Genomic DNA, 12,493 nt, shown 5'->3' on the forward strand with positions numbered 1-12,493 from the left:
TTTTAAGTTTTTCTTCAGAAATCACTTGACTAAATAAAACCAAAGCTGTATAATAAGACAAAACTTTTAAACAGGAGGTTCTGGAAATGAAAAAGTCTAAGGCCAAGTATCTGACACTTGCAAGTGTCGTGTTAAGCGCTGGTATTCTACTGAGCGCATGTGGAAATTCAAGTAGCGCTTCTAAAACATATAACTATGTTTATTCGAGCGATCCATCTAGTTTGAACTATCTTGCAGAAAATCGTGCAACAACCAATGACATCGTGACCAATTTGGTGGATGGGTTGATGGAAAATGACCAATATGGTAACTATGTTCCATCATTGGCAGAGGATTGGACTGTTTCTCAGGACGGTTTGACCTATACTTACAAATTGCGTAAGGATGCAAAATGGTATACTTATGAGGGGGAAGAATACGCCCCTGTAACGGCCCAAGACTTTGTGACAGGTTTGAAATATGCTGCTGATAAAAAATCCGAAGCCTTGTACCTTGTTCAAGACTCTGTAGCAGGTTTGGATGACTATATCAACGGGAAAACAAGTGACTTTTCAACTGTCGGTGTTAAGGCGATTGACGACCAAACAGTTCAGTATACTTTGACACGTCCAGAACCTTATTGGAATTCTAAAACAACTTCAACCATTCTCTTCCCTGTCAATGCAGACTTCCTAAAATCAAAAGGGGATGATTTTGGTAAGGTAGATCCTTCTAGCATTTTGTACAGTGGACCTTTCTTGATGAAATCTTTTGTTTCAAAATCTGTTATCGAATACAAGAAAAATCCAAATTACTGGGATGCTAAAAATGTCTTTGTGGACGATGTGAAATTGACTTACTATGACGGTAGTGACCAAGATGCCCTAGCTCGTAACTTTGTAGAAGGAGTCTATAGCTACGCGCTTCTCTACCCAAATAGCTCAAGCTTTGAAGGCATTAAAGAGAAGAACAAGGATAACATCATCTATAGTATGCAAAATGCAACTTCTTATTACTTGAACTTCAACTTGGACAGAAAATCTTATAACTTCACGTCTAAATCCTCAGATATCGAAAAGAAATCTACCCAAGAAGCAGTTCTGAATAAAAACTTCCGTCAAGCCTTCAACTATGCTTATAACCGTACAGCCTATGGAGCACAATCTCAAGGGGAAGAAGGAGCAACAAAGATTATTCGTAACTTGGTTGTACCTCCAACATTTGTAAGTATCAACGGAAAAGACTTTGGCGATGTTGTTTCAGAAAAGATGGTCAACTATGACCAAGAATGGCAAGGAATCAACTTTGCAGATGCGCAAGATCCATACTACAATCCTGACAAGGCTAAGGCTAAATTTGCAGAAGCTAAGAAAGAATTGGAAGCTAAAGGTGTGCAATTCCCAATCCACTTGGACGTATCAGTTGACCAATCAGCTAAAAAAGGTGTACTTGAAGCAAGTTCTTTGAAACAATCCATCGAATCTGTTCTGGGAGCTGAGAATGTGGTTATCGATATCCAACAGTTATCAACAGATGACCACGATAATTCTAGCTACCTCGCTCAAACCGCAGCTCAAAAAGACTTTGATATCTATAATGGCGGTTGGAGTGCTGACTACTTGGATCCATCAAGCTATCTTGATATCTTAAATGTCAATAACGGTGGTATGTTGCAAAACCTTGGTCTAGAACCAGGTGAGGTCAATGACAAGGCTAAGGCAGTTGGTCTGGATACTTACACTCAAATGTTAGAAGAAGCGAACAAGGAGCAAGAACCAGCAAAACGTTATGAAAAATATGCTGAAGTTCAAGCCTGGCTCGTTGATAGCGCCCTTGCAATTCCAAACGTTTCCCAAGGTGGAACACCTGGCTTGAGAAAGACAGTTCCATTCTCAGCGCCATTCTCACAAGCTGGAAATAAGGGTGTCGAATCATACAAATACCTCAAGTTGCAAGATAAGACTGTAACGACTGATGAGTATGAAAAAGCTAAAGAAAAATGGCAGAAAGAAAAAGAAGAATCAAATAAAAAAGCCCAAGAAGAACTGGCAAAACACGTTAAATAACCAGTCTATTCAACAGGAAAAACGATAGTTTCTAAAGGAACTATCGTTTTTATATAGTTTGAAACTATAACTAGCTCTTGAAAACAAGAAAATAAGTTAGTGAAAATAAGTGGTACAATAGTTACTATAGATTTGGAGGTATTGTATGAGCAAAGAACTACACATCAACACAATTTTGGCCCAGGCTGGGATCAAGTCAGATAAGGCGACAGGTGCCTTAGTAACGCCGCTTCATTTTTCAACCACTTATCAGCATCCAGAGTTTGGCCAGTCTACTGGATTTGACTATACCCGTACTAAAAATCCAACTCGCAGTAAGGCGGAGGAGGTCTTGGCGGCAATCGAATCAGCAGATTATGCCCTAGCGACAAGCTCAGGAATGGCTGCGATTGTACTGGCTTTTAGTGTTTTTCCAGTAGGAAGTAAAGTCTTGGCTGTACGCGATCTGTATGGGGGTTCTTTCCGTTGGTTCAATCAAGTGGAGCAAGAAGGCCGTTTCCATTTTACCTATGCCAATACAGAAGAAGAGTTGATTGCTGAGTTAGAGAAAGATGTGGATGTTCTCTATATTGAAACGCCAACCAATCCCTTGATGTTGGAATTTGATATTGCCAAACTATCCAAACTAGCCCATGCCAAGGGTGCCAAGGTAGTGGTGGACAATACCTTCTACAGTCCGATTTACCAACGTCCGATAGAAGATGGTGCGGATATCGTTCTTCATTCAGCCACCAAGTATCTAGCAGGGCACAATGATGTCTTGGCTGGGGTAGTTGTGACTAATAGTTTAGAACTATATGAGCAACTGTTCTACAATCTAAATACGACTGGTGCGGTCTTATCACCGTTTGATAGTTATCAGTTGATTCGTGGTCTTAAAACTCTGCCTCTTCGTATGGAGCGTTCTACAGCTAATGCCCAAGAAGTGGTTGCTTTTTTGAAGGATTCACCTGCTGTCAAGGAAGTGCTCTATACAGGACGTGGGGGGATGATTTCCTTTAAAGTAGTGGATGAAAAACGTATTCCTCATATTTTAAATAGCTTGAAGGTCTTCTCTTTTGCGGAAAGTTTGGGTGGGGTAGAGAGTCTGATCACCTATCCGACAACTCAGACTCATGCGGATATTCCAGCAGAAGTGCGCCATTCCTATGGCTTAACAGATGACCTCTTGCGCTTGTCAATCGGGATTGAAGATGCTAGAGATTTGATTGCGGACTTGCGCCAAGCTTTGGAAGGATAAGATAGATATGGGAAAATATGATTTTACAAGCCTGCCCAATCGTTTTGGGCACCATACCTATAAATGGAAAGAAGCGGAAGCTGATCGCGAAGTTCTACCAGCTTGGATAGCGGATATGGACTTTGTGGTTTTGCCTGAAGTTCGACAAGCTATAAAAACCTACGCAGATCAGTTGGTCTATGGCTATACTTATGCCAGTGATGCTTTGATTCAGTCGGTTCAGGACTGGGAAGCCTCACAACACGGCTATCACTTTGACAAGGATGCCCTCGTCTTTATAGAGGGAGTGGTACCAGCTATTTCAACAGCTATTCAAGCCTTTACAAAAGAAGGAGAGGCTGTTCTGATTAACACACCGGTCTATCCACCTTTTGCCCGCAGTGTCAAACTGAACAATCGCAAATTGATTACCAATTCTTTAGTGGAAAAGGATGGGCTGTTTGAGATTGACTTTGACCAGTTAGAGAAGGAATTGGTGGAAGAGGATGTGAAACTTTATATCCTCTGCAATCCCCACAATCCTGGTGGTCGTGTTTGGGAAAAGGAAGTGTTAGAAAAGATTGGACATCTCTGCCAAAAACACGGTGTTTTGCTTGTTTCAGATGAGATTCACCAAGATTTGGCCCTCTTTGGTCACAAACACCAGTCTTTTAACACCATTGATCCCGCCTTTAAAGACTTTGCCCTTATCTTGAGTAGTTCCACTAAAACCTTTAATATTGCTGGGACCAAGAATTCCTATGCAGTTATTGAAAATCCAAAGCTTCGTGTGGCTTTCCAAAAACGCCAGTTTGCCAATAACCAACATGAAATCTCAGGCTTGGGATATTTGGCGACAGAAGCTGCCTACCGTTATGGTAAGGACTGGTTAGGAGAGTTAAAAGAAGTCATCGAGGACCACATTAACTATGTAGTGGATATTTTAGGCAAAGAAACCAAGATTAAGGTCATGAAACCACAAGGTACCTACTTGATCTGGCTTGATTTTTCAGCCTATGACCTAACGGATGACCGCTTGCAAGAGCTTTTGAAGAATGAAGCCAAGGTGATCTTGAACCGAGGTTTGGACTTTGGGGAGGAGGGAACTCTTCATGCCCGCCTCAATGTGGCTATGCCGAAGTCCGTACTGGAAGAGGTTTGCCAACGCATCGTGACCACTTTTGCTACACTTTAAAAATCGAGCCTTCTAGGAGAAAAGTCTTCCTAGAAGGCTATTTTCGTAGGGGAAAATGTGGTATAATGAAAAGATAAGATAAAGGGGTAACTATGGCTAAATTGATTCCGGGGAAGTTGCGCATGGAGGGTGTTACACTCTATGAAACAGGCAACATTGAGATTATCAAGGAAAAAGGGAATCGCCTCTATACTCGTGTGGCGGGAGAAGACTTGCGCTACAGTTTAGAGGATGATCTGGTTTTTTGTGCTTGCGATTTTTTCCAAAAAAGAGGTTACTGTGTTCACCTCGCAGCGCTCGAGCATTATCTGAAAAATGATGAAGAAGGCCAGGTGATTTTACAAGCCTTAGAAAAAGGACATGAAGAGCAAGAAGAGGTCGAAACCAAGGTTAGTTTTGGCGGTAGTTTTTTGGAGCGTATCCAAACTCAGAAGAGAGAAAAAATCTACACTTTGTCGTCTCAAGGCCAGGTAGAAGCTGGAACCAATCGCCTCCTTTGGACTCTCCGAATCGGTTTAGTTGATAGTCAAAAATATTATGTCATTCGTGACATCCCTCTCTTTTTGAAGGTCTTGGTCCATCGAAAGCCATATATGATTGGGAAACACTATGAAAATGACTTGTCTTGGGATGCTTTTGATACAGCTAGTCAAGAAGTTCTTACTTTTTTATGTGGCTTGATTGAGGAGGGACTGAGTCAAGACCTCTTTTTCCCCAATCAAGGTCGTCACCTCTTTTTCCCTCTGACCTTTTTTGAGCAGGGAGTGGAGTTGCTGATGAACTTGGAAGATTTTCATTTTGAGCACCAGATTACTAGTTATGAAAATCTTCTCTTTCATGATTTAGATCCAGAAGCAAACCTTTTCTCTTTTTCTGTGCAGGAGTTTCCCGATTATTTTGAGATGGAGATTTCTGAAAGTGAGCGAGTTAACGCATTCTATGGAGGGGCAGTTCTCTTTCGTAAGGGGAATCTTTATCTCTTAAATCCTAAACAAATCAGCCTGCTAAAGGAAATCAAGGAGCTTCCTAAGGAGGAAAGAGGGAGAAAATTCCTCCAGTTTGACAACAGTGATCGTGACCGCCTAGCCGCCTGTCTGCCTTTATTTGGACAGCTAGGAACAGTTTCTGCTCCTGAGCGCTTGCAAATCAGACCCTTTTTATCAATCTTTTACTTTGATAGGGAGGATGACGGCCGTATCCGTTTGGATATCCAATTTGACTATGGAGATGTTAAGGTGACTAGTCGTCAACAGCTGGAACAATTACCATTTTCAAGCGATGCCGTCTTGGAAGACCAACTATTTCAAGCCTGTTTAGGAGCTGGTTTTGAGGCTGATTTTCAGTCTTGGAGACAGGCTTTGAAGCCAGAGGCAGTTTATTCTTTCTTTCACCATACGATTCCAGCTTTTGAGAAGTTGGGCCAGGTTTTCTTGTCTGATGAGATGAATCAGCTCTACAGCGTCCAAGCTCCTCAGGTTCAGATTGAGTCCAAGAGAGGACTGTTGGAAATCCAATTTGATTTCCAAGGAATTGACCAAGAAGAGATTGATCAAGCTCTTAAAGCCCTGGCCAGCAATCAGGATTTCTATATCAGTTCTTCTGACCAAGTGTACTTTTTTGATGAGGAAACCAAGCAGATTCGTCAAAATTTGCAGGAACTGGGGGTTGAGCTAAAAGATGGTTCTTTTCACGCTCGGAAATCCCTAGCTTACAGTTTGTCTCAGTTGTTTGAAGGTCGAGACAGGATTTCCTTCTCGGAAGAATTTCAGCATTTAGCTCATGATTTGACCCATCCAGAGGACTTTCCTTTGGGAGATATACGGGTGCAGGCGAGTTTGAGAGACTACCAGGAAAAGGGTGTTCGTTGGCTCCAGATGCTTCATCACTATGGTTTTGGTGGCATCCTGGCAGATGATATGGGATTGGGGAAAACACTGCAAACTATCGCTTTTTTGACTAGTCAGGTGACCGAAGATAGTCGGATCTTGATTTTGGCTCCGTCAGGTTTGATCTACAATTGGGCAGATGAATTCAGGAAATTTGCCCCACAGTTGGATTTGGCTGTCGTTCATGGTTTGAAAGCGAATCGAGAAGCAATTCTTTCTGAAAATCACCAAATCTATGTGACTAGCTATGCCACCTTTCGTCAAGACAGCGAGCTTTATCAAGAGATGGCTTTTGATTTTCTCTTCTTAGATGAAGCTCAGGTCATGAAAAATGCCCAAACCAAGATTGCTCAGAGTTTGCGCCAGTTTGTGGTGCCGGCAGTCTTTGCTTTGTCAGGTACGCCTATCGAAAACCATTTAGGAGAGTTGTGGTCTATCTTTCAAATTGTGCTTCCAGGACTCTTGCCAAGTAAAAAGGAGTTTATGAAATTACCGGCTGACCGAGTCGCGCAGTTTATCAAACCTTTCGTCATGAGGCGTAAGAAAGAAGAAGTCCTAACAGAACTACCTGACCTGATCGAAGTCGTCTATAAAAATGAACTGGAAGACCAGCAGAAGGCTATCTATCTCGCTCAGTTGCAACAGATGCGAGACCGCCTAGCGCAAGTGACCGATCAAGAATTCCAAAGAAGTCGGGTAGAAATCTTATCTGGTCTCATGCGATTGCGCCAGATCTGCGATACGCCAGCTCTCTTCATGGACGATTACCAAGGATCCAGTGGTAAATTGGATAGTCTCCGAGATTTATTGCTACAAGTGGCTGATGGTGGGCATCGGGTCTTGATTTTCTCCCAGTTCAAAGGAATGTTGGAAAAAATCGAGCAAGAACTCCCAGACTTGGGCTTGACCTCCTTCAAAATCACAGGTTCAACTCCTGCTCATGACAGACAGGAGATGACCAAGGCCTTTAACCAAGGGGAGAGAGATGCCTTTCTCATCTCCCTTAAGGCGGGTGGTGTTGGTCTTAATCTAACGGGAGCTGATACGGTTATTTTGGTTGACCTCTGGTGGAATCCCGCTGTCGAAGCCCAGGCTATCGGACGAGCCCATCGCATGGGGCAGGAGCAGATGGTCGAGGTCTATCGTTTGATTACTAAGGGGACCATTGAAGAAAAAATCCAAGAACTTCAAGAACAAAAGAAACATTTGGTTTCCCAAGTTTTAGATGGTACGGAGTCACGTGCGAGTCTCAGTCTGGCAGAAATTCGTGAAATTTTGGGAATTTCTGAAGCCAGCACTTGAAAAATCAAGACAATACGCTATAATGAAGTGTTGAAAGGAAATACAAAATGAAACAAGATCGATTTCCATTGGTGTCAGATGATGAGATCATGCTGACCAAAATGCCAGTCATGGACTTGTACGATGAGTCAGACTTTATTAGCAATATCAAAGGTGATTACCGCGATAAGAACTATTTGGAATGGTCTCCTATCAATGAGGAAGAAACCGTAGTTTCTCCAGTGGTTACTAAGGAGTCAAAGCCAAGCCCAGAACCTAAAAAAGTTGAAAAAACGTATGCTGAATTGGCTCGAGAAGAGGCGCGTGCGGACTTAAAGAAGAAACGTTCAGCCAAGTATTTGACTCAGGATGTTAGTCATACTAGACGACACAATGGTTCAACACTTGTTCGTCAAGGAAACCAACCAACAGCACCATTTCAAAAGGAAAATCCTGGTGAGTTTGCCAAATTCAGTAAAAACTTGAGCCAGTCTCACTATATCTTAGCTGAGGAGGTTGGCCAAGTGGCGAAGCCAACTCCGAAAACCCAAACGGAAAAAACTAAAAAGAACAACTACGATTTTCTAAAGAAGAGTCAAATCTATAATAAAAAGAATAAGCAAACAGAACAGGAACGTCAGGTTGCCCAAGAGTTGAATCTGACAAGAATTACTGAGTAGGGGAGAGAAGCATGTCAAAAACATATCATTTTATTGGAATCAAGGGATCAGGGATGAGTGCCTTGGCCTTGATGTTGCACCAAATGGGACATAAGGTTCAAGGCTCAGACGTTGAAAAATATTACTTTACTCAACGTGGACTAGAGCAGGCAGGGATTGCGATTCTTCCTTTTGATGAAAAGAACCTACAAGGTGATGTAGAGATTATCGCGGGGAATGCCTTCCGTCCAGATAATAACGTTGAAATCGCCTATGCAGATCAAAATGGTATCAGCTACAAACGTTACCACGAATTCCTAGGTAGCTTTATGCGCGACTTTGTCAGCATGGGAGTGGCAGGAGCTCATGGAAAAACTTCAACAACAGGTATGCTGTCACACGTCTTGTCTCACATCACAGATACCAGCTTCTTGATTGGTGACGGGACAGGTCGTGGCTCAGCCAATGCCAAATATTTTGTCTTTGAATCAGACGAATATGAGCGTCACTTCATGCCTTACCACCCAGAATACTCTATCATCACCAACATTGACTTTGACCATCCAGACTATTTTACAAGTCTAGAGGATGTTTTCAATGCCTTTAACGACTATGCCAAACAAATTACCAAAGGTTTGTTTGTATACGGTGAGGATCCTGAGTTGCGTAAGATCACAGCCAATGCGCCAATCTATTACTATGGGTTTGAAGCTGAGGACAATGACTTTGTAGCTAGTGATCTCCTTCGTTCTACGACTGGATCAACCTTCACCGTTCATTTCCGTGGACAAGAATTGGGTCAATTCCACATTCCAACCTTTGGTCGTCACAATATCATGAATGCGACAGCTGTTATTGGTTTTCTTTACACAGCTGGATTTGATTTGAACTTGGTCCGTGAACACTTGAAAACTTTTGCGGGTGTTAAGCGTCGTTTCACTGAGAAAATCGTTAATGATACAGTGATCATTGATGACTTTGCCCACCATCCAACAGAAATCATTGCGACCTTGGATGCAGCTCGTCAAAAATACCCAAGCAAGGAAATCGTGGCAATCTTCCAACCGCATACCTTTACAAGAACCATTGCCTTGTTGGACGAATTTGCCCATGCATTGAATCAAGCAGACGCCGTCTATCTAGCGCAAATCTATGGATCAGCTCGTGAAGTGGACCATGGTGATGTCAAAGTAGAAGACTTAGCCAATAAAATCAACAAGAAACACCAGGTTATCACTGTTGAAAATGTTTCTCCACTCCTAGACCATGATAATGCTGTTTACGTCTTTATGGGTGCTGGAGACATCCAAACCTATGAATATTCATTTGAACGTCTCTTGTCTAACTTGACAAGCAACGTCCAATAAGGAAAACAGATGGAAATTCCAATCACTATAAGGCAAGCTACCTTATCAGATTTAGAAGAAATGTTGGCGATTGAAGAAGCCAATCCTTCATCAGAAGAGACACTTAGCCGCCAATCCTTAGAAGAGAGTATCCGCAAGACTGCGGGTACCTTTCTTGTAGCTTGGGATGAAAATCAGCTCGTGGGCTATATTTTAGGAGAAGCTCAGTCTATTCATCCCAAATGGATAGAAATAAAATCATTGACTATTCATCCTGACCATTGGGGACAGGGACTGGGAACTCTTCTTCTTGCAGCCTTGAAACAGGTGACAGTCGAACTAAATCACCAAGGTATTCTTTTGCAAAGTCCTGATGAGTTGCTATCATATTTTGAAATGAATGGCTTTGTTGAAGAAGAAGTGACCGAGAGTCATTATGGCAGTGGTTCTGAATGGTATCTAATTTGGGCCAATCCCTTTTATCAGGAGGAAATATGAAAATCAGACAAGCAAGATTTTCAGATTTAGATCGGATTATAGAGATAGAGCTAGAGAATTTTTCACTGGAGGAAGCCATTCCTCGTTCGGTCTTTGAGGCCCATTTGCGGGAAATTCAGACCAGTTTTCTGGTGGCTGAAAAAGAGGGGCGTATTCTTGGTTATATCGAAGGTCCAGTCGTCCCACACCGCCATCTACATGATCAGTCTTTTACAGAAAAAATAAAAGACTATAGTCATCAACCTGGAGGTTATATTTCGGTGACTTGCCTATCTATTGCCAAGGAAGCACAAGCTTTGGGAGTTGGGAAAAGACTATTAAAGGCTCTGAAAGAAGTCGCTTTAGAACATGAACGAGAGGGCATTAACTTGACATGTCATGACTACCTTATCGCCTATTATGAAAAACATGGCTTTGTTAATGAAGGAATATCTCAGTCAAGCTTTGCTGGGGAAACATGGTATGATATGGTTTGGCAGTCAGAAAATAAAGAAAACTAGCTAGGGAATGCCCTAGTTGGTTGCTTTTCTGCGACTTTTAAGATATAATATTATGGATTGTCAACAAGGAGGTAATGCTTTTGACTGAAAAATCAAGAGAAGAAGAAAAATTAAGCTTTAAAGAGCAGATTCTACGTGATTTAGAAAGAGTAAAAGAACAAGATAGAAGAAGGAAAGAAGTAGAGATTCCAAATCTGACGGCTTCATCATCTCAAGCTAGTTCAGCAACTCCTTCAGATCTTGAACCAGAAACATCAACAGAAGAGTTGATGGCCGATTCCTTGTCTGTTGTCGATAAAATTCTAAAGAATGCACCAAGTGTTCCTCCACTTTCAAGTGCTAGAACTGATGAAACGGATGACCAAGAAGAGAAAGAGATTAGACAGCCAATCATCGACAAGATTGAAGTTGTAGAATCTGAAGAACCTCTGGTAGAGCCGATTCATCTGGCTGAAGAACCTGTAGTGGAACCCGTTCAACCTAATGTAGAACCAGTTGAGCTTAAACCCGAAGAAAAAGAATTTAACGACACTCCAACCAAGGTTGCCGTAACCTATAAAACAGAAGACAAGAAAGAGGAAATCACCCCAGGAATGCCTGAAAGAGTAGAGCCTGTTTCTACAGAATCTAGCAGTGGATTAGCTGATGCTCCACGTCGTAGTCGTCGTCAAGGTGCAGCATCAACTAAGAAAAAGAAAAAATCAAAAGCTAAAGGTTTCCTAGTAACAGTTCTAGTTCTCCTAGTACTCGTTGCAGTTGGTGGTTATTTTGGTTATGGTTATGTGCAAGATTCTTTGAAACCTGTGGATGCGAGCTCTAAGGATTACGTAACGGTTCAAATCCCAGACGGTGCAAATGTTCAAGAAATTGGAAGCACTTTGGAAAAATCTGGTTTGGTTAAACATGGACTTATCTTTAGCCTTTATGCTAAATACTATAGTCATGCCAACTTGAAGTCAGGTTATTACAACTTGAAGAAGAGTATGAGTACGGATGAGTTGATTCAAGAATTGCAAAAAGGTGGGACTCCTGAAGCTCAGGCACCTGTTCTTGCAAACTTGACAATTCCAGAAGGCTATACGTTGGAGCAAATCGCTCAAACAGTAGGACAACTTCAAGGTGAATTTAAAGAACCTCTTACTGCGGATGCTTTCTTGGCAAAAGCTCAAGATGAGACCTTTATCTCACAATTAGTAGCCAAGTATCCAAACCTACTTGGAAGTCTTCCAACAAAAGACAGTGGCGTTCGTTATCGTCTTGAAGGCTACCTTTTCCCAGCAACCTATACGATCAAAGACAGTACAACTGTTGAAAATTTGATTGATGAAATGGTAGCTGCTATGGATAAGGCTATGTCACCATATTACGCTACAATCAAAGAAAAGAATCTGACAGTTAATGAATTGCTCAGCATTGCTTCTCTTGTCGAAAAAGAAGGTGCTAAGACCGAAGACCGCAAGAAAATCGCAGGTGTCTTCTATAACCGCTTGAATGCCGGTATGCCACTTCAAAGTAATATCGCTATCCTATATGCTCAAGGAAAACTTGGTCAAAAGATTAGTTTAGCAGATGACGCTGGAATTGATACAACGATTGATTCACCATACAATGTTTACACACACCTTGGTCTCATGCCTGGACCGGTTGATAGCCCAAGTTCGGATGCGATTGAAGCAAGTGTAAACCAGACAAAGAGTGAGTACTTGTACTTTGTAGCCAATGTAGAAGATGGTAAAGTATACTTTGCAACAACAAAAGAAGAACATGATCAAAACGTTGCAGAGCATATTAATAGCAAGTTACCTCAAGCAAGTAGTTCAAACTAAAATTATGTGGTTTTCCACATAATTTTGTTTTAAAAAAG

The 12,493-nt window shown here is 41.8% G+C and carries 9 protein-coding genes; all 9 read left to right on the top strand.

What is annotated here, in order from left to right; genetic code table 11:
* The first annotated feature begins 86 nt into the window (after positions 1–86).
* Positions 87–2,045, top strand: coding sequence for a peptide ABC transporter substrate-binding protein (locus tag Q4A91_RS01840; protein ID WP_303204337.1), 1,959 nt, complete (start codon positions 87–89; stop codon positions 2,043–2,045).
* 145 nt (positions 2,046–2,190) lie between these two features.
* Positions 2,191–3,285 carry a cystathionine gamma-synthase gene (locus tag Q4A91_RS01845; protein ID WP_303204338.1) on the top strand — a complete coding sequence of 365 codons (1,095 nt, stop codon included), beginning with the start codon at positions 2,191–2,193 and terminating at the stop codon, positions 3,283–3,285.
* 7 nt (positions 3,286–3,292) lie between these two features.
* Positions 3,293–4,459, top strand: a complete 1,167-nt coding sequence (locus tag Q4A91_RS01850) for a MalY/PatB family protein (RefSeq protein ID WP_303204339.1) — start codon at positions 3,293–3,295, stop codon at positions 4,457–4,459.
* 92 nt (positions 4,460–4,551) lie between these two features.
* Positions 4,552–7,647, top strand: a complete 3,096-nt coding sequence (locus Q4A91_RS01855; protein WP_303204340.1) for a DEAD/DEAH box helicase — start codon at positions 4,552–4,554, stop codon at positions 7,645–7,647.
* Between the two features lie 47 nt (positions 7,648–7,694).
* The gene (locus Q4A91_RS01860) at positions 7,695–8,306 is read left to right on the top strand and encodes a cystathionine gamma-synthase (protein ID WP_303204341.1); all 612 of its coding nucleotides are present in this window, start codon (positions 7,695–7,697) and stop codon (positions 8,304–8,306) included.
* Positions 8,307–8,317: 11 nt separating this feature from the next.
* Entirely contained in the window at positions 8,318–9,652 is a 1,335-nt protein-coding gene (gene murC, locus Q4A91_RS01865) for a UDP-N-acetylmuramate--L-alanine ligase (protein WP_303204342.1), read from the top strand.
* 9 nt (positions 9,653–9,661) lie between these two features.
* Positions 9,662–10,129 carry a GNAT family N-acetyltransferase gene (locus Q4A91_RS01870; RefSeq protein ID WP_303204343.1) on the top strand — a complete coding sequence of 156 codons (468 nt, stop codon included), beginning with the start codon at positions 9,662–9,664 and terminating at the stop codon, positions 10,127–10,129.
* Positions 10,126–10,629 (top strand): GNAT family N-acetyltransferase, encoded by a 504-nt coding sequence (locus Q4A91_RS01875; protein ID WP_303204344.1) that lies wholly within the window; start codon positions 10,126–10,128, stop codon positions 10,627–10,629. Before Q4A91_RS01870 ends, Q4A91_RS01875 begins: the two co-directional genes overlap by 4 nt.
* Positions 10,630–10,703: 74 nt before the next feature.
* Complete coding sequence (gene mltG, locus Q4A91_RS01880; RefSeq protein ID WP_303204345.1) at positions 10,704–12,455, top strand: endolytic transglycosylase MltG; 1,752 nt, start codon at positions 10,704–10,706, stop codon at positions 12,453–12,455.
* Positions 12,456–12,493: the final 38 nt, after the last annotated feature.

Origin of the sequence: Streptococcus sp., from assembly GCF_030528045.1 — a bacterium.
Lineage (GTDB): Bacteria > Bacillota > Bacilli > Lactobacillales > Streptococcaceae > Streptococcus.

Bases quoted from the DNA above. Each gene is read 5' to 3' on its own strand.
- Q4A91_RS01870 (WP_303204343.1), top strand. From the start codon at position 9,662: ATGGAAATTCCAATCACTATAAGGCAAGCTACCTTATCAGATTTAGAA.
- Q4A91_RS01845 (WP_303204338.1), top strand. From the start codon at position 2,191: ATGAGCAAAGAACTACACATCAACACAATTTTGGCCCAGGCTGGGATC.
- Q4A91_RS01850 (WP_303204339.1), top strand. From the start codon at position 3,293: ATGGGAAAATATGATTTTACAAGCCTGCCCAATCGTTTTGGGCACCAT.
- mltG (WP_303204345.1), top strand. From the start codon at position 10,704: ATGCTTTTGACTGAAAAATCAAGAGAAGAAGAAAAATTAAGCTTTAAA.
- Q4A91_RS01860 (WP_303204341.1), top strand. From the start codon at position 7,695: ATGAAACAAGATCGATTTCCATTGGTGTCAGATGATGAGATCATGCTG.
- Q4A91_RS01840 (WP_303204337.1), top strand. From the start codon at position 87: ATGAAAAAGTCTAAGGCCAAGTATCTGACACTTGCAAGTGTCGTGTTA.
- Q4A91_RS01875 (WP_303204344.1), top strand. From the start codon at position 10,126: ATGAAAATCAGACAAGCAAGATTTTCAGATTTAGATCGGATTATAGAG.
- Q4A91_RS01855 (WP_303204340.1), top strand. From the start codon at position 4,552: ATGGCTAAATTGATTCCGGGGAAGTTGCGCATGGAGGGTGTTACACTC.
- murC (WP_303204342.1), top strand. From the start codon at position 8,318: ATGTCAAAAACATATCATTTTATTGGAATCAAGGGATCAGGGATGAGT.